Annotated in this window: 17 protein-coding genes and 1 riboswitch; all 17 genes read right to left on the minus strand. The window is 46.0% G+C overall.

All coding sequences use genetic code 11. The annotated features are described in order from the left end of the window. Window positions 1-107 precede the first annotated feature (107 nt). Window positions 108-205, minus strand: a riboswitch (SAM riboswitch). Between the two features lie 14 nt (window positions 206-219). The 17 genes from NHH16_RS12065 to NHH16_RS12145 all read right to left on the minus strand — a co-directional run bounded on the left by NHH16_RS12065 (window position 220) and on the right by NHH16_RS12145 (window position 16,994). Beyond that, the gene (locus NHH16_RS12065; protein WP_262069862.1) at window positions 220-1,512 is read right to left on the minus strand and encodes a UDP-N-acetylglucosamine 1-carboxyvinyltransferase; all 1,293 of its coding nucleotides are present in this window, start codon (window positions 1,510-1,512) and stop codon (window positions 220-222) included. A gap of 75 nt (window positions 1,513-1,587) precedes the next feature. Beyond that, on the minus strand, window positions 1,588-2,085 hold the full coding sequence (locus NHH16_RS12070; protein ID WP_262069863.1) for a shikimate kinase: 498 nt from the start codon (window positions 2,083-2,085) through the stop codon (window positions 1,588-1,590). A 116-nt stretch (window positions 2,086-2,201) separates the two neighbouring features. Next, on the minus strand, window positions 2,202-2,852 hold the full coding sequence (locus NHH16_RS12075) for a V-type ATP synthase subunit D (protein WP_262069864.1): 651 nt from the start codon (window positions 2,850-2,852) through the stop codon (window positions 2,202-2,204). Between the two features lie 8 nt (window positions 2,853-2,860). After that, complete coding sequence (locus tag NHH16_RS12080; protein ID WP_262069865.1) at window positions 2,861-4,231, minus strand: V-type ATP synthase subunit B; 1,371 nt, start codon at window positions 4,229-4,231, stop codon at window positions 2,861-2,863. Between the two features lie 2 nt (window positions 4,232-4,233). Further along, a complete protein-coding gene (locus NHH16_RS12085) occupies window positions 4,234-6,000 on the minus strand; it encodes a V-type ATP synthase subunit A (RefSeq protein WP_262069866.1) in 1,767 nt (588 codons plus the stop codon). A 26-nt stretch (window positions 6,001-6,026) separates the two neighbouring features. Beyond that, window positions 6,027-6,344, minus strand: a complete 318-nt coding sequence (locus NHH16_RS12090) for a V-type ATP synthase subunit F (RefSeq protein WP_262069867.1) — start codon at window positions 6,342-6,344, stop codon at window positions 6,027-6,029. Beyond that, on the minus strand, window positions 6,337-7,305 hold the full coding sequence (locus tag NHH16_RS12095) for a V-type ATPase subunit (protein ID WP_262069868.1): 969 nt from the start codon (window positions 7,303-7,305) through the stop codon (window positions 6,337-6,339). The genes NHH16_RS12090 and NHH16_RS12095 overlap by 8 nt, the downstream gene beginning before the upstream one ends. A 16-nt stretch (window positions 7,306-7,321) precedes the next feature. Beyond that, window positions 7,322-7,918 (minus strand): V-type ATP synthase subunit E, encoded by a 597-nt coding sequence (locus tag NHH16_RS12100; protein ID WP_262069869.1) that lies wholly within the window; start codon window positions 7,916-7,918, stop codon window positions 7,322-7,324. A gap of 11 nt (window positions 7,919-7,929) precedes the next feature. Next, window positions 7,930-8,400, minus strand: a complete 471-nt coding sequence (locus NHH16_RS12105) for a V-type ATP synthase subunit K (RefSeq protein WP_262069870.1) — start codon at window positions 8,398-8,400, stop codon at window positions 7,930-7,932. A gap of 3 nt (window positions 8,401-8,403) precedes the next feature. After that, window positions 8,404-10,410 (minus strand): V-type ATP synthase subunit I, encoded by a 2,007-nt coding sequence (locus NHH16_RS12110; RefSeq protein WP_262069871.1) that lies wholly within the window; start codon window positions 10,408-10,410, stop codon window positions 8,404-8,406. A gap of 37 nt (window positions 10,411-10,447) precedes the next feature. After that, window positions 10,448-10,753, minus strand: a complete 306-nt coding sequence (locus NHH16_RS12115; RefSeq protein ID WP_262069872.1) for a hypothetical protein — start codon at window positions 10,751-10,753, stop codon at window positions 10,448-10,450. Between the two features lie 171 nt (window positions 10,754-10,924). Continuing rightward, the gene (locus NHH16_RS12120) at window positions 10,925-11,416 is read right to left on the minus strand and encodes a tRNA (cytidine(34)-2'-O)-methyltransferase (RefSeq protein ID WP_262069873.1); all 492 of its coding nucleotides are present in this window, start codon (window positions 11,414-11,416) and stop codon (window positions 10,925-10,927) included. Window position 11,417: 1 nt separating this feature from the next. Continuing rightward, window positions 11,418-12,584: a pyridoxal phosphate-dependent aminotransferase gene (locus tag NHH16_RS12125; RefSeq protein WP_262069874.1), complete on the minus strand. Its 1,167-nt coding sequence runs from the start codon at window positions 12,582-12,584 to the stop codon at window positions 11,418-11,420. Beyond that, window positions 12,584-13,075 (minus strand): Lrp/AsnC family transcriptional regulator, encoded by a 492-nt coding sequence (locus NHH16_RS12130; protein ID WP_262069875.1) that lies wholly within the window; start codon window positions 13,073-13,075, stop codon window positions 12,584-12,586. The genes NHH16_RS12125 and NHH16_RS12130 overlap by 1 nt, the downstream gene beginning before the upstream one ends. 18 nt (window positions 13,076-13,093) lie before the next feature. Next, window positions 13,094-13,618 carry an AIR synthase-related protein gene (locus NHH16_RS12135; RefSeq protein WP_262069876.1) on the minus strand — a complete coding sequence of 175 codons (525 nt, stop codon included), beginning with the start codon at window positions 13,616-13,618 and terminating at the stop codon, window positions 13,094-13,096. Then, window positions 13,605-15,140: a VanW family protein gene (locus tag NHH16_RS12140; RefSeq protein ID WP_262069877.1), complete on the minus strand. Its 1,536-nt coding sequence runs from the start codon at window positions 15,138-15,140 to the stop codon at window positions 13,605-13,607. The genes NHH16_RS12135 and NHH16_RS12140 overlap by 14 nt, the downstream gene beginning before the upstream one ends. 177 nt (window positions 15,141-15,317) lie before the next feature. After that, window positions 15,318-16,994 (minus strand): B12-binding domain-containing radical SAM protein, encoded by a 1,677-nt coding sequence (locus tag NHH16_RS12145; RefSeq protein ID WP_262069878.1) that lies wholly within the window; start codon window positions 16,992-16,994, stop codon window positions 15,318-15,320. Between the last annotated feature and the right edge of the window lie 33 nt (window positions 16,995-17,027).

A 17,027-nucleotide genomic window follows, 5' to 3' on the forward strand; every position in this document is an offset into this window, starting at 1 on the left:
CTACCGGGCGGATTGCGGACTTACACCGGTTAGAAACGTGCGCCGCCAGGCGCACTGCAAAACAGGCAGTCCAATAAAGGACTGCCTGTTTTTCTTTACAACCAATCCTTTTATTGTTCGACTAAATCGCTTCGGTTGGCACCTTCCGGTTAGGGGGTTGCCGCGGCTTCACAGATCCTGGTATCTCCACCGCTCTTAATAAAAGGTTTTTCTATTCAATTAACTAACTCTAAATTTAAACTTTTGAATCTCTTTTTCACTAGAGACTTTCTGGATAATCGCACCTAAGCCTTTCAGCTTCTCTTCAAAGCGCTCATAGCCTCTTTGGATGTAGACGATATCGTCCACAATGGTAATTCCCTCGGCCGCTAGCCCGGCGATACAAAGGGCTGCACCGGCTCGCAAGTCAGGCGCGCTAACTCTGGCGCCGCTTAAGCCTTTCACACCTTCGATAGTGGCGGAATGGCCTTCAATCTTGGAAACACCACCCATTCTAGAAAGCTCGTCTAAATATTTGAAACGGTTTTCGAAGATACTCTCCGTCACCGTACTGGTGCCGTTACAAAGGGAAAGCACAACGCCCATCTGGGGCTGCATATCCGTCGGGAATCCGGGATACGGCAAAGTCTTTACATGAGTGCTTTTTAAGTTACCCTTGGAGACAACGCGCACAGCATCGTCAAATTCCTCTACTTCGCAGCCAATCTCTTCTAGCTTAGCAATCGTGGATTCCAAATGTTTAGGAATCACGTTAAGGACGGTTACGTCTCCGCGAGTTGCCGCTGCCGCATACATGAATGTCCCAGCTTCAATCTGATCCGGAATCACCGAATACTGAGTTCCGTGCAGTCTTTTCACACCGCGAATCTTAATCACATCGGTACCAGCACCTCTAATGTTGGCGCCCATGCTGTTGAGGAAGTTGGCCACATCCACCACGTGGGGCTCTTTGGCAACGTTCTCCATTACCGTCAAACCTTCCGCCATGGTCGCTGCCATCATCACGTTAATCGTCGCGCCTACGGTCACTACATCAAAGTACACGTTGCTGCCTCTAAAGACTTCGGCATCCGCTACCACTTTCCCGTGCTCAATATCGATATCCGCACCTAGTGCCCGAAAGCCTTTCAAATGCTGATCGATTGGACGGCTCCCGATATTACAACCGCCTGGTAAAGCCACGGTGGCTCGCTTATACTTACCGAGCATCGCTCCTAGTAAGTAGTAAGAAGCTCTTATTTTCTTGATATAATCATACTCTACGTTAAAATCAGAAATATTGCTAGCATTGATCTTAACGGTATGGCAGTCTACTCTCGTAACGGTAGCACCAATTCCTTCAATCGCCTGTAGCAATACATTTATGTCATTCACATCCGGAAGATTATCTATCAACACGGTCTCATCCGTCATAATCGCCGCAGCAATGATAGCTAGTGCCGCATTCTTTGCGCCACCTATCTCTACTTCTCCGACTAGCGGCGAACCACCTTTAATCACATATTGATCCATTAATCACACCTCTTACGATTCTTTTCTCGCTCTACATACTCTGTGATATTATATCATAGGATTAGGGTTTGTAAACTATTTTTTAAATTTCCGTAATACTTTTGTAACTATTTCATCGATGGAAAGGCCTTCGGCAGCGATCGTTACATCTGCATATTTCTCGAATAAAGGCACCCGTTCTTCGTACAAATCTTTCAAACTTTGATCCTCTTTTAAGACCACTCCCCGACCAGTGGCGCTATTGATGCGCTCATCGATAGTGACAAAAGGAACTTGTAGATAAACTACAGTACCAATTTCTTTATAGTGATTCATTGCGCCTTCGCAATAAACCACGCTGCCACCGGGAGAAATCACGGTCCTTTCTGCCTGCACGTCAGTATTCACTTGGTCTTCAATGGCGAGAAAGCCTTCTATTCCTTGTTCATCGATAATCTCCCGCAGCAGCTTCCCTTCTTGCTCTTGAATCAGAAGATCCGTATCGATAAACTGATAGCCTAGTCGCTTGGCAACGACCACGCCGATGGTACTCTTGCCAGAGGCTGGCATGCCGATTAATATTATATTACTCATAAGTCTCCTTTTTGTTCTTGCAGGGGACACGTAGACCATGTCCCCAGCAAGGGATTCAGATAGCAAATCAAGAAGAGAGGGATACATGCAAAGCATGCGCCCTCTCTTCTCATCTGCTATTCCCAACCATGCGCCTCTTTCAGCATCATGTCTTTTACTTTCATCAGGCGAACCTGAGAGGAACGCTCATTCTCATCTAGCTTCATGGAGATATATTTAATATCTTCCATCGTCTGCGGAATAATTACGTGCTCGAGAGCATTTACCCGTCTTCTGGTTTTTTCAATCTCTGCGGCCATCAGTTGACACGCTTTTTCAATCTCTGCCAATTTTAACATATCCGGTAGGATATCGGCAAGGGACTTTACCGCGCCATCAAGATCACTGGAGGTAAACGCAAACCCATAAGAGTAGATATCGTTCTCATCCGCCGTTCTGGTCTTCGTCTCAAAGACGGGGATATTAACGCTCATGACGTTTTTCTTCCCCACCTCGAGAGAGACTTCTTGCTTAGGCGCCATTAGCGCCGTATGTAAGGTCGCTTCGTCCATCCCGGCTTTCGCGATAACGAAGTTTCTATTTGCTGCGTGAATCCCGGCTTCTACACCTTTTCGCAAGTCCATATTGACCTTTACCATTTCTAAGAACTGGCGCATCAATTCGTCTCGCTTATCCTTCAGCAGCTTATGACCTTTACGAGCTGTAACCAGCTTACGCTTCAGTCTCGTAAGCTCCATTCTGGTAGGTATTACCTGAGTAGATGCCATCTAATCACCTACCCTTCATAGTACATATCTAGGTACTTCTCATCGATACGTTTCAGCTCGCTACGCGGTAGCATCCGCAGAAGCTCCCAACCGATATCCATGGTCTCTTCAATCGAGCGATCGGTGTCATACCCCTGAGAAACGTATTCTTTTTCAAAAGCATCGGCAAAGTGAGCGTACTTAATATCCATCTCGGTAAGGGCGGCTTCACCTAAGATTACCATCAATTCCTTCGCTTCCTTACCACGAGCGTAAGCCGCGAATAACTGGTTCATCACGTTAGAGTGATCCGCTCTCGTCTTACCCTCACCAATACCCTTATCCTTTAGACGAGAAAGGGACGGCAAGACATCGATTGGTGGCTGAATGCCTTTACGATGCAGATCTCTTCCTAGAATAATCTGACCCTCGGTAATGTAACCGGTTAAGTCAGGGATCGGGTGAGTCTTATCATCTTCTGGCATCGATAGAATCGGAATCATGGTGATACTACCGTCATGTCCCGCCTGCCGGCCAGCGCGCTCATATAACGTCGCCAAGTCAGTATATAGGTATCCAGGATAGCCACGGCGTCCCGGCACCTCCTTACGAGCCGCAGAGACCTCTCTAAGAGCGTCTGCATAGTTCGTAATGTCAGTGAGGATAACCAGTACGTGCATATCCTTTTCAAAAGCTAAGTATTCAGCGGCTGTCAGCGCCATCCGGGGCGTTGAAATACGCTCGATAGCCGGGTCATCGGCTAAGTTGACGAATAATACCGTTCGGTCAATAGCTCCCGTCTCTTTAAAGGACTCGACGAAGAAGTTTGATTCTTCGAAAGTGATACCCATGGCGGCAAAAACAACGGCGAACTTCTCGTCTTTTCCCCGAACCTTCGCCTGCTTAGCGATTTGCGCTGCTAAGTTGGCATGAGGCATACCAGAGCCTGAGAAAATCGGCAGCTTCTGTCCACGAACCAAGGTATTTAGTCCATCAATCGCCGATACTCCCGTCTGGATAAACTCCTGAGGATAGCTTCTAGCCGCCGGATTCATCGGCAAGCCGTTGATGTCTCGGCGCTCATCTGGAAGGATTTCCGGGCCATCATCGATAGGACGACCAAGACCGTCAAACACTCGGCCTAGCATGTCCTCAGAAACTCCTAGTTCCATCGTCCGTCCAAAGAAACGAACCTTAGAGTTACTTAAGTTAATACCGGTAGCACTCTCGAAAAGCTGTACGAGAGCGTCACTGCCGTTAATTTCTAGTACTTTACAACGTCTTCTTTCCCCGCTAGCTAGCTCGATTTCTCCTAGCTCGTCAAAGGTGACGTTTTCTACACCTCGCACCAACATCAAAGGGCCGGCGACTTCTTGGATACTGCGATATTCTTTAGCCATTTTTAGTTGCCCTCCTTTCCTAGTGCGTGTCCGATTTCATTATCTAAATCTTTCATAACATTCTCGTATTCAGTCTCAATATCGGCGTTATCTGTATACTTATAACGACCGATTTTTTCTCTTACCGGAAGACCGATTAGCTGATTAATACTCGCACCCTCTTTCAGCGCTTCATTGGCTTTTTCATAGTACGCCAGTACTAGTTTCATCAATAAGAACTGCTTCGGCAGGGAAGTATACGTATCCACTTCGTGGAAGGAGTTCTGATGTAAGAAGTCCTCACGAATCGACCGGGCTGCTTCCATTTTTAGGCGGTCTGCTGCCGATAAGGCGTCCATACCAACCATCTTTACGATTTCGTCTAACTCTGCCTCTTCCGTTAGGAGATTCATCATTTTCTGACGATCTTCCATCCACTCTGGCGATACTTCCTTATCAAACCATTTGCCCATATCATCTAAGTAAAGGGAATAGCTCGTAAGCCAGTTAATCGCTGGGAAATGCCGCTTATAAGCAAGAGCTGAGTCCAGTCCCCAGAACACCTTTACAATTCGTAGAGTCGCTTGGGATACTGGCTCCGAAATATCACCACCTGGAGGTGATACGGCGCCGATTACCGATAGATAACCGATTCTCTCCTGGCTTCCTAAGGTCTGCACCATTCCGGCTCTTTCATAGAACTGAGCTAAGCGTGAACCTAGGTAAGCCGGATAGCCTTCTTCACCAGGCATTTCTTCTAGACGACCTGACATCTCACGAAGAGCCTCTGCCCATCTTGAAGTCGAGTCTGCCATGAGGGCTACGGAGTAACCCATGTCTCTAAAATACTCAGCAATGGTAATACCTGTATAGATAGACGCCTCACGGGCGGCTACCGGCATATCTGAAGTATTAGCGATTAGCACTGTCCGCTCCATCAGGGACTCGCCTGTCTTCGGGTCTTTCAGTTCTGGGAATTCATTCAGAACGTCGGTCATCTCATTTCCACGCTCACCACAACCGATATAAACCACGATATCCGCCTCTGCCCATTTCGCTAGCTGATGCTGAATCACCGTCTTACCGCTTCCAAAAGGTCCCGGTACGGCGGCTACACCACCTTTGGCAATGGGGAAAAAGGTATCGACTACTCGCTGTCCCGTTACTAGCGGCATCTGAGGTGGGAATTTCTTAACGTAAGGACGACCTTTACGAACAGGCCATCTCTGCATCATAGTAACCTCTTTATCCCCATCTTCTGTAGTAATCACCGCTACCGTCTCGGTAACAGTATACTCGCCGTCTTTAATCTCTTTAACAGTACCACTGATACCAAAGGGTACCATCACTTTATGCTCAATGATAATCGTCTCTTTCACCGTACCGATAATATCGCCTTCGGTCACCTCATCGCCGACTTTTACCACTGGGTTAAACTGCCATTTTTTCTCTTTATTTAGAGAATCAACTTCCACCCCTCGCTTAAGGAGGTTGCCAGATTGTTTCATAATCTCATCTAGCGGACGTTGAATACCGTCATAAATACTGGTGATCAGGCCAGGGCCTAATTCTACTGACATCGGTACACCCATAGATTCTACCGGTTCGCCTGGGCCTAGTCCTGAAGTCTCCTCGTAAACCTGAATAGAAGCTTCGTCTCCATGTATTTCAATTATTTCACCGATGAGTCTCTGTTCGCTTACACGGACCACGTCAAACATATTGGCGTCCCGCATACCGCTAGCGATAACCAGAGGTCCGGCTACTTTTTTTATCGTTCCCGTACTCATTTTTACAAATCACCGTTCCTTTCGTTTTATTCTTCGCCAAATAGTATGTCAGAACCCACCGCTTTTTCCACGGAAGCCTTTACATTCGCTACGCCATCCCCTGTGTTCCCGGTGATACCCGGAATCAGAATCAGGGCCGGTGTTATCTGTTCTTCATATTTCTCCAGCTCCGGTTGTATCTCACTTGCCAAAGCTTCGGTGATATAAATCACCCGATAATCTCCGGCAATTAATTCTTTAATCTTCTCTCCCGCACCACTTGCATCTACCGGAAAAGTTTCGATACCTAGGGTTGCAAACCCATATATACTATCATAATCTCCTAGAACGCCGATCTTATACATACATTCGCCTTACCCTTTCCCGAATCTCCTTTTCTGGCAAATCATTTCTGATTCCTGAAAGAATAATTCGTACCGTTTTTATTTCATTCTGCCTAGCGATAACGTAAGCAAATACCGGTCCGATGGTAAAGGGGTTATATTTTTCCCCGGCGATCGTGGCAATCATCTGATTGTCGCACCAGCGCTCAAAAACAGACGCTGATTCTGCAAGCGCTTCGCCGCCTTCTTTATAGATAGTACCGCTAAGATAATCGATAATCGCATCCCGATTGATCTGGGTCGCTTTCGCAAGAGCCGTTACATCCAGCGTCTTACAAGGCGCTAATGCTCGCTCAACAAACCCTAGATTCTTCTTCGTCGCTTCCGAACGCACGGCAATCTTGATATTAGCTACCGCCACTGTCGTCTCGGCGTAGCTCTCAATTAGCGGTTCTTTCGTCTTCTTCCCTGCCTCTAGAATCGCCTCTAGCGTCGCTCTATCAATAATCACATCCAGCAGTTGACCGTCCCCAGTCTGCATGAAAGCCTCGTAGCCCTCACTTGCTACCTCTCTCATCATCTCCGGTAAATCTTCATAGCTCTTTTCACGGATAATCTGCAGCATTTCGGTCTGTCCGTAATGCTCATCTTCATAGAAAAACTGCGCATCTTCCTTATTAAGACCAACGGCCTTAATCGCTGCCTTCAGATTATGAAAGCATTTGGGAAGGGTATAAACATCAAAAATCTTCTTATCGATTCCCAGTTCATCAATGAAAGACCAGGTCTTCTCTTCTTCCTTCTGGAGCATCACCTCGGCATCCGGATTCCCGTCACCGCTACCCCAGCCCTTTTCCTCAAGAAAAGTCAGCGCTTGTCTTTCATCTTTACAGTTTATCAATTGCTCGATGATCCCGTCGGAGAATAAAGAGTCTTCCATTGCTCGTACCCTAGCTACCGCATAGGTATAAAGTTCACTCATTAAAATCCTCCTTCGGTTAAGCAAATAAGAGTTTATTTAATTCGTCTCTTAAATCATCCTTTTTATCGTCTAATAAAGCCGTAATTGTACAGTTTTCTTCAATTTCTCCATAAGCCAGCACAAAACCGTTCTTAATATTCTTCGGTTCTAGGCCAATCTCTAGACTACCGCCGGCACTAATTGCTTCTGCCTTTGCAGCTTCCGTAAATTCAGAAGTCAAACGTCCCAAATCCGCCTCGCTAAAATACAGAACCCCCGCCTCTGGTTTTAAATGTCCTTTCAGTATTCGCAAAAGTAGCGCTGAATACTCAGGAGCGTCCATCTCGTCCACTCGTTTAAGAGCCTCACGAAAGACAGAAGCAATCATCTCCTGCTTCGCATTTAAAATCTGGGTCCGCCGTTCCATATCGGAAGCGGCATGGCTTCGTTCTTTATACTTCGCGGTTTCGTCTGCGGATTTTTGCTGGGCTTCCTCACTTAGCTTCTTCGCTTCTGCCTCGGCCTCATCAATAATTTCCTGAGCCTCGCGCTGGGCTTCTTTAATTTTACCTTCGGCAACTTCTTTTGCCTCTAGTAAAATCTGTTCTTTTACTTTCTCTAATCCGCCTGCCATAACATTCTCCTTTATACCGGAATTGCACTAACTGCCATAAAGGAAATCAGAAGTGCTAAAATTGCATAAGTCTCAACCATCGCTGGGAAAAGCATCGCTTTACCGAATTGATCTGGTTTCTTCGCAATAATACCGATAGAAGCAACTGAAGTTTTACCTTGATGATAAGCAGAGATAAGACCAACAATCGCGATTGGTAGACATGCGGCAAAAATCATCATGCCTGTACCTTTTGAGATATCCGCTGCACCGCCACCTAAAAGACCGATCTTTGAAAGCGCGATAAAGCCAATCAGCAGACCGTAAATTCCCTGTGTACCAGGTAAAAGCTGAAGTACTAGTACCTTTACAAATTTGCTAGGATCTTCGGTTACAACTCCTGCGGCTGCCTGTCCTGCTAGACCTACGCCCAGTGCCGAACCACATCCGGCTAAAATTACCGCCAACATTGCTCCAAGTAGTGCCCAAGTTAATCCATTCATTTCCTAATCCTCCTTAATATCTACATATTCATTATTTGTTTTAAAGGGGTTAAACGGTCTCCCGTCCCCGTCATAAAATTTTCCAAAAAACTCCACGTACTGCAAACGGCTTGTATGCACGTACGCGCCTAATAAGTTGATCGCCATATTTAGTAAATGTCCGAAGACAAAGGCGAAGATAAAAATAATTACCCCGGCCACGCTCTTGCCAGCCATACTACCCATCTGGTTGATAACAGAAGCCACAACTCCCGTCGCTAGACCAAGAGCTAGTAGTCTTGAATAAGACAAGATATCACTTAGCCAACCGGTAATATTATACAGGTCATACGCCCCTAGACCGAGACGTAGAACAGGGTTCTTCGAACTGCGACCACTCATCAAGAAGATGCCGATGGCGCCAGCTGCTGCCATAACCTTCGCAATGGTGTTGACCACCGGTGGAAAGCTAAAAGTCATCTGGGAAATCGAAGCGAAGATGTCTGTCGGTAACAGCATCAGGATAAGTCCCGTCAGCATCAGATACCATAATCCAACATCGCAAAAAGCGTCTAAGTAACGCTTATCCTTGATACACACGTAAGCTTTAATGCCTAATCCCACAAACATGTGGATAACGCCAAATAGTAACGACAGCGTCAAAAGAAGCATCGGTTTATCAAGAGGGGCAAACCAGATCGGTTTGAGAATAATTTCGTGATCAAAGAATGTCTTCGTCACAATCTGAACCAAATCTCCAAAGACACCTCCGAATAGGAGACCCCACACTAAAGTGGATAATCCACAGAACATGAATAGTCTAAGGGATTTGCGCATTCCTTCACTAATTTTAGGGAATTTTTTTAACAGAATAAAACAAACGATGGACACGATTGCTCCATAAGCTGCGTCAGAGAGCATCAGGCCAAAGAAGATGATAAAAAATACCATCGTAATCTTGGACGGATCGATATCATTCTTGCCCGGTAGGCCGTATGATTCAACCACGCCTTCTATACTTGAAGCGAACGCTCCATTTTTTAAGACAACTGGTGGTTCTTCCTCTTCCTTTATTTCCTCAATATCAACAACACACTGATACTTACTCGCAATTTCCTTTTCAATCTTCGGTACCTCTTCCGCCGGCATATAGCCGCTTAAGAAGAACGTCCGCTCCGACTGCGGAAGCAATCCCAATACTTCGTATTTGTCTTTACGCATCCGGTAATAGTCAGCTACCATTTCGATTTCTCGCCGGGTCGCCGCTAGTGTTTCCATTTCTTTCTTACTATCTGCTATTTCTGCTTCACATGATTGAATATCGACCTTTAATTGCTCTACATAATCCTTAGGAACCATATTTACTGGATTTGCTGGTTTCGTAAAGCCATTTAGACGCAGGGCTTCCTCCACCTTCCCAAGAATCTCCTTTAAGGCGATTGCCGAAACATACGTCGCATTGCGGTCCTTGCTGATAATATCCACTTCCACCGCCTCTAAAGAATCGTCAAATTCCTTAAGGTAGGTGTAGATATTTTCTAGCGTCGTCTCTGGGTCCATGGTGCCTACTAGCATCCCTGTCTTCTCGGTCCCTTTAAAATCTAAAGGAACTTCAAGACTCAGCCACGGCTGCATGCTGTCTATCTGGGCTTCCATTTTTAGAATCGTCGCCTTCTTTTCCGCAATCTCTTTGTCTACCGCGGCAACCCGCTTAGCCGTATCCACTACCTTCTTCCTAGAAAAAACCGCCTGACTAAAGTCATGACTCTCCACATCCCGTCGTCCTTCTAAGGATGCAAACATCGATTTCTTCTCTGGGACATAAGTATTTAGGATTTCTAGAGCCGTCTGGGTCTGATGAACCTTACGGTCAAACCGCTGCTTAGCTGGGCTAGTGTCCATCTTTGTCAGACTCTCATCCTCAATGACGTTCACTTCTAAGGTCCCGAGGCTTTGCAACTTCTCTAGAATCGCTTTTCGGTCTCGTTTCAGTGCGCAGATACTCACTCGTTGCATCTGCAGTTTTGCCATAAACTTGTCCTCCTTTTCCTCCTTCTCCTTTTTCCTTCTACAGCGAATCTATCACTAGCTGGGTCGCCTGCGAAATTTTAGCTCCGGCTAACTCCTGAAGCGCCATGGCTTCTTTCTGGGCTGCTTCTTTCGCTTCTGAAACGACTTTGTCACTAGCTTCTTTGGCTGTGTCTAAGGCCTGAGTCAACTTCGCTGCACTCTCTTTTTTTGCATTTTCCACGAGAGCACTCGCATCCGCCTTGGCCTTTTCCAAAATCTCCTGACATTTTACATCTGTCTCCTTGATAATGGTGTTTGCTTCTTCTTCCGCTTTTTTAATCTCGTTAATCGTCTCCACTACCACTTTTCCATCACCTCCCGAGTACTGTTTGACTCAATATTCAAATTATAATATGTTTCTTTTTAAAAGTCTACACTATAAATTTCGATAATTTCAAAAAATTCGGACATTTGTCACACATCTCTTCTTATTAATAATAGATAAAGAAAAAAGACAGGCGAACCTGTCCTTTCCTTACCATTTATTTTCGTGAAGATGACCCACCTCATTAAGTCCCGCAAAATCCTGCTGTCGCAAGGCTTCGTAGAGAATAATCGCCACTGAATTCCCCAGATTCAGGGAACGAATGTCCCCTTCCATAGGAATCCGAATACACCGCTCCTTATTCTGAACGAGAATATTTTCTGGAATTCCGGCACTTTCTTTGCCAAACATAATATAAGCATCCTCATCATAAGCAACCTGGGCGTAGTTTTGCTCTGCCTTAGTGGTTGCCATATAACACTTGGGATGATTGTTCTTCTCCATAAAGTCCTCAAGGTTGATATACGTGGTCACGTCTAAATCGGCCCAGTAGTCCATTCCGGCCCGCTTAATGCTCTTTTCATTTAGGCGAAAGCCTAAAGGCTCAATAAGATGAAGCCTGGTCCCGGTAGCTACACAGGTCCGGCCGATATTCCCTGTATTCGCCGGAATCTCCGGTTCTAGTAACACAATATTAAGCATTTTATTTCTCTCCTCTAAGTGCCTCTACGAAATCTCTAAAGCGACTCATCGCCAGTTTCAAATCCTCGATGGAATAGGCGTAAGAAATCCGCAGAAAGCCTTCGCCGCAGTCGCCAAAAGCCGTTCCTGGCACCACCGCCACCTTCTGATCCTCTAAAAACTTTGTGGCAAACTCTTCTGAACTTAAGCCAAACTCCTTAATACAAGGGAATACGTAAAAGGCGCCAAAAGGTTCAAAGCAAGGGATCTCCATCTTCTTAAACGCGTCGACGAGAAACCGGCGCCGCTGATTATAAGCGGTACGCATCTCTTTCACGTCCTTCTCGCAATTTCTAAGTGCTTCAATCCCGGCATACTGGGAATTCGTCGGTGCACACATAATGGCATACTGATGAATCTTGACCATCTGCGCCACAATCGCCTCGGGACCACAGACGTAGCCAAGGCGCCATCCGGTCATAGCAAAGCCTTTCGAAAATCCGTTAATCACTAGGGTGCGCTCCTGCATTCCTGGAAGCGCGGCAATAGATGCGTGCTTCGTCCCATACGTAAGCTCCGAGTAAATCTCATCCGATAGGACATAAATATCGTGCTCTATGCAGAGCTTCGCAATCGGTTCTAAATCCTCTTTTGTCATAATGGAGCCGGTGGGGTTATTAGGAAAAGGTAGGACCAACATCTTCGTCTTAGGCGTAATCGCAGCTTCCAGTTCAGCCGCGGTTAAGCGAAACTCATTTTCGTTCTTTAGTTCAATAATCACCGACTTCGCTCCCGTTAGAAGGGCGCAAGGCTCGTAAGACACGTAGCTTGGCTGAGGAATTAGCACCTCGTCGCCAGGATCAAGCATGGCCCGAAAGGCTAGGTCAATTCCTTCACTACCACCCACCGTTACTAGCACTTCATCTAAAGAGTACTTGGCGCCAATGGTCCGTTTCATATACTTCGTAATCTCTTTTTTTAGTTCTTTTAACCCAGCATTAGAGGTATAGAAGGTGCGTCCTCTCTCTAAAGAGTAGATGCCCTCTTCCCGGATTCGCCAAGGCGTCTCAAAGTCCGGTTCCCCTACACCTAAGGAGATGGCATCGGGCATCTCGCTAACCAAATCAAAAAACTTCCGAATGCCAGACGGCTTCAGTTCTTGTACTTTCGTTGACAAAGGATTTCTCATTACGGCGTCACCAACATCCTTTCGTCTTTATTTGGCACTTCCATACAAGTCCCGAAGTCTTTATACTTTTTCAAAATAAAATGGGTTGAAGTACTGACGATGTCTTCAAGAGGCGATAGCCGCTCCGAGACAAAGCGGGACACTTCTAAAAGCGTCTTCCCTTCAATCGTAATCAATAAGTCAAACGCACCAGAGATGAGATACACACTGGAAACCTCCCGGTAATTGCTAATCCGTCTGGCGATTTTATCAAAGCCCTCGTTTCGCTGAGGCGTCACCCGCACTTCAATTAGGGCATTTACCTTATCTACCCCGGCACTATCCCAGTTAATCACCGTGTGATAACCACAGATAATCCCCTCTTTTTCTAAAGTTGCCACCTCATTGGCCACCTCTGCTCCGGAGACACCTAAAAGCACTCCTAGTTCTTCCAAATCCACGTTCCCGTGGCGCTCCAAAAATTTAAGAATCTCTTTTCTAAATTTTTCCACCTTTACTCCTCACCTTAGCTACAATTTTTCTAGTTCCAATTCCTGTTGTCTTTGCAAGTAAGTCACTTCTTCAGCATCAATAATGATGCGCTTTTCCTTATCCGGGCGCTGCACGCCTACTACCGTCGCTTGGATGCCGGCTTCCTGGAAGCGTGCGCACAAGTCTTCGCTACTGCTAGTAACGATTAGATAGTTCCCCCGATCCTCTAACCGATAAGGATTGATATCGTATTTTTCACACATCTCAATGACTTCCTGAGACAAAGGGATTGCCTCCTGAAAAATATCGAAGCCCACCTTAAGCTTCTTACCCATTTCGAAAAATGCCCCCAACACTCCTCTTTTCCCAATAGGCACGGTGAATGATTCCTGTTCACTTAAAAAATCATCTATATTTTCCACCTGGATTTGCGAGGTAGCTTCAAGTCCTTTCACAAATTCCGGTAAAAAGCGTTCTCTAATTTCTGCTTCCTTAAGGGCAAATAATAGGCTTGCACCATAGGCTCCGGCGGTTCCGGTCATAACGATCTTATTCGCTGGCATCGCTAGACCCTCCTGAACCTCCGGCAATCACGGCGTTAATCTCACTCTCGCTCTGGCGGGCAATGGCCCCGTGGAGAGCGCTTAAGACACTGCTAGAAGCCCCGGCTGAACCTACCTTAATCTTCACATTAGAGGTGGTGTAGTGGCTGGTGTTAAAGACTTCCCGGCTTACTTCCTCACCGTTAATCGTCACAATCTTCCAGAGCTGGGCGTCCTTCCCATCGGAAGCGTGGCCTTCGCTTTTCATCGTGCCGAAATTCATACTAGGATCTTCTTCGTAGACCGCTTTTGACGCTTCGGTATTAAGAGTCTCACTTTCAAAGCTAACCACCCGACCGGCTTCTCTCGTCTCTTTGCCATAGATATTAAAGTTGATTAACCCATTCCCGTCCAGAAAGCCTTCTACATACACCGGCTGATCGTACGGATTTTTAATCACTAAGTCCAACATATCATCAGCGATAGCTGCGTCCATCGACGGATAGACATAGGCTACCGTCATGGAATGAGGGTAGCGCTCAACAATCTCCAGTTCGGCATAAATCGCTGCGTTATATAAGGTAGTAGAAACCTGGCAAATCCCGCCACCATAATCATCTACCACCCGGTTTTCCTCGTATACGCCTGCTTGCGCATAGCCATTTTCGGCGGTAAAGGGTACTACCTTACTTAAGAAGGATAATTCTTCTCCAGGCATAATAATACTGCCGTTAAGCTTTTCTGTACCTACTTGGATATTCTGAACCCTAGCGCCACTACCAGCAGCGGTATTCGAACTGCCTAAAAGATCAGTAATTCCTTCTAAATCGCTTTTCTTTACTCTAGGTTCCTGCTTCTTTTCCACCACTTCTACCACGATATCGCCGTAGTCCCACTTATCGTTTACCTTTTTTTCAAGAGCCGCTCTCGTCTTCTCTAAGTCTAGAGTAAAACCGGTCTGCTCTTCTTCGATGGCAAACTTACCATCGACGTGGGTAATCGCCGCATCCTTTGGTTGCAAGCAAAGGGGAGCAACCTGTTCCGCGAAGACGGCATCCGCAAGGTCTTTATCTAGCTGTAGGTCTTCTTTAAAGGTCTTCCCTTCTTTCGCAAGCTTCTTTAGGCGAAAGTACCGGGAGACCGTACCACCTCGGCTACCGTAAGCTAACGCCTCATCGATCACCTTATCCACGTCTTTATAAGCTAGTCCTAGAGCAGCTGCTTGCATCTGCACTTCCTGGTCGTTCACTTTCGCAGTGATGACCACTTGGTCGACCCGGGTCTGGCTGGCAGCAAAAAGTTCTGTGGCTTCTTTTTTCGTCATGCCACTCACATTCAGGCTCGCGATAATGATATTATCCGCAATCTTATCCTTTGGAAACTGCTTTACATAGTGATGCATATTCGCAAAAATAATAATCCAGATAACCAAAGCAGCAACTACAAAAAGACCAAAAAGGAATAACTGCCTTTTCAGTCTTTTTTTCTTTATTCGTGCCTGCCTCTCGGCCATCCTATTTGTAAATTGATTCTCTGACCCCAATTTCTACACCTACTTACATTATATAGGGGACAATACCCGTAACTAACATTGCGGCAATAACAACAAGGGCAATAATCGCAATAATTCTTCGCATGCGCTTCTCTTTTTTGTTCATCTTCTATTAACTCCTTTATTTCTCGTTTATTCTACATTTTTTATCCCCATTTTGCAAGTGGGTTATATCCCTAGCAAATCCGGGGAAACCTCTGTAAAATAGGCGTTTCCGTCCATAGGGTTTCTTCTTTTGTAATCAAATATTAATACTTTTTTCATAACCGGGAAATACTCTAGGTGTAACTGACGCCGGTCCTGGTCCTTAAAGTAGCCCTTTACCTGCTCCTTACTTAGAGCATAAGCAGGTGCAAAATCCGGTCGACTCTTGGCCTGCTCTCTAGCGTAATAATCTAAGGTTAGGAGCTCTCTAAAAAGAGGTACCTCTTCCTGGTGATACGCCCGGGTAAAGTCCAGAAAGATCTCGTAAACCGCGCTCCTTTTATGAGCCACCCGGTCGTGTCCCCGCTGGTGGTAAAAGGCTCCCAGCTTTAAATAGAGGGAAAAAGGGGATTCGTAGTGACGTGCTAAGGCTTTCACGGAATTTAAAAACTGGCCGCTATTGTAATAAAGTTCTACCACTTCCTCTACCTGCTTTAAAAGTAGAATCTCTTCGTAGCTTAGCCACTTAGTCCCTAATACTTCATAGGGCGGCGTAGACTTATAGATAAGACCGTAGTCAGCGGCTCTCTCTTCCATATACGTTCCTTTTAAAACCTTCAAAAAGCCCAGCTGTAATTGCTCTGGCTCTAAGTGATAGACCATATCGAAGGAATTTCGAAAAGAAGCGAAGTCTTCAAAGGGTAGTCCTGCGATTAAATCTAGATGAAGATGGATATTGCCCATCTCACCGATTGCCTTCACTGCATAAGCCACTTTATGAAAGTCCATCTGACGCCGAATCTCTCTGAGAGTCCGGGGATTCGTCGACTGGACGCCCACCTCAAACTGAATACACCCCGGGCGAAAGCCTTTCAGTAGACTTAAAAACTCCTCATCCAGCAAATCGGCACTCACTTCAAAATGAAAATTCGTATATCCGTTATCGTGCTCTTTAATAAAGGTTAGGATGCTAAGAGCGTGTTCCTTATTGCAATTAAAAGTACGGTCCACAAACTTCACCTGACGTACGCGGTTCTTTAGGAAAAACGCTAATTCTTCCTTCACTAGCGACAAATCCCGAAATCGCAACTTTTTATCCAGAGAAGAAAGACAGTAGCTACAAGCAAAAGGACAGCCTCTGCTACTCTCGTAATAGATAATCTTATGCTCGTACGCGCTGGCGTCTTGGTACACAAAGGGCACCTTCGATAAATCCATCACCTCTCGGCTTGGGTTCTCGCAGATCTCACCGCCGTCCCGGTAGACAATCCCTTGCACCTGGGAAAAATCCTTCCGGTGGAGATACACTTCTACCACTTCCTGAAAGGTTTCTTCCCCTTCATAGACCATCACTCCTGTGATCTCTGGGTGCTCTTCTAAGACCTTCCGGCCGTCGTAAGAAACCTCGGGACCTCCAAGAAAGATGTCTATCTCCGGCATCACCTTGCGACATTCCCGAGTTAGATTAAGAACCTTCTCGATATTCCAGATATAGCAAGAGAAGCACAAAAGGTCAGGGCGGGCTTCATAGATCTCCCGCAATAGCTCATCTTCTTGCTGGTTAATCGTGAGCTCCAAGATTTCTATTTCTAACGGGGTTTCCGTCTCCGCGATTAGAGGCGCTACGTAAGCACTTAGGCTATGAACAGCGAGATTGGAATGGATAAATTTTGAATTAAGGGCAATCATTAGTATTTTCATACTTGCTATTATATCATCGATTGACATTAAAGC

It is taken from the genome of Ohessyouella blattaphilus (assembly GCF_024721265.1).
Classification (GTDB): domain Bacteria; phylum Bacillota; class Clostridia; order Lachnospirales; family Lachnospiraceae; genus Aequitasia; species Aequitasia blattaphilus_A.

Excerpts from the sequence above, each read along its gene's own strand:
- NHH16_RS12065 (WP_262069862.1), bottom strand. The coding sequence starts at position 1,512 with ATGGATCAATATGTGATTAAAGGTGGTTCGCCGCTAGTCGGAGAAGTA.
- NHH16_RS12070 (WP_262069863.1), bottom strand. The coding sequence starts at position 2,085 with ATGAGTAATATAATATTAATCGGCATGCCAGCCTCTGGCAAGAGTACC.
- NHH16_RS12075 (WP_262069864.1), bottom strand. The coding sequence starts at position 2,852 with ATGGCATCTACTCAGGTAATACCTACCAGAATGGAGCTTACGAGACTG.
- NHH16_RS12080 (WP_262069865.1), bottom strand. The coding sequence starts at position 4,231 with ATGGCTAAAGAATATCGCAGTATCCAAGAAGTCGCCGGCCCTTTGATG.
- NHH16_RS12085 (WP_262069866.1), bottom strand. The coding sequence starts at position 6,000 with ATGAGTACGGGAACGATAAAAAAAGTAGCCGGACCTCTGGTTATCGCT.
- NHH16_RS12090 (WP_262069867.1), bottom strand. The coding sequence starts at position 6,344 with ATGTATAAGATCGGCGTTCTAGGAGATTATGATAGTATATATGGGTTT.
- NHH16_RS12095 (WP_262069868.1), bottom strand. The coding sequence starts at position 7,305 with ATGAGTGAACTTTATACCTATGCGGTAGCTAGGGTACGAGCAATGGAA.
- NHH16_RS12100 (WP_262069869.1), bottom strand. The coding sequence starts at position 7,918 with ATGGCAGGCGGATTAGAGAAAGTAAAAGAACAGATTTTACTAGAGGCA.
- NHH16_RS12105 (WP_262069870.1), bottom strand. The coding sequence starts at position 8,400 with ATGAATGGATTAACTTGGGCACTACTTGGAGCAATGTTGGCGGTAATT.
- NHH16_RS12110 (WP_262069871.1), bottom strand. The coding sequence starts at position 10,410 with ATGGCAAAACTGCAGATGCAACGAGTGAGTATCTGCGCACTGAAACGA.
- NHH16_RS12120 (WP_262069873.1), bottom strand. The coding sequence starts at position 11,416 with ATGCTTAATATTGTGTTACTAGAACCGGAGATTCCGGCGAATACAGGG.
- NHH16_RS12125 (WP_262069874.1), bottom strand. The coding sequence starts at position 12,584 with ATGAGAAATCCTTTGTCAACGAAAGTACAAGAACTGAAGCCGTCTGGC.
- NHH16_RS12135 (WP_262069876.1), bottom strand. The coding sequence starts at position 13,618 with ATGCCAGCGAATAAGATCGTTATGACCGGAACCGCCGGAGCCTATGGT.
- NHH16_RS12145 (WP_262069878.1), bottom strand. The coding sequence starts at position 16,994 with ATGAAAATACTAATGATTGCCCTTAATTCAAAATTTATCCATTCCAAT.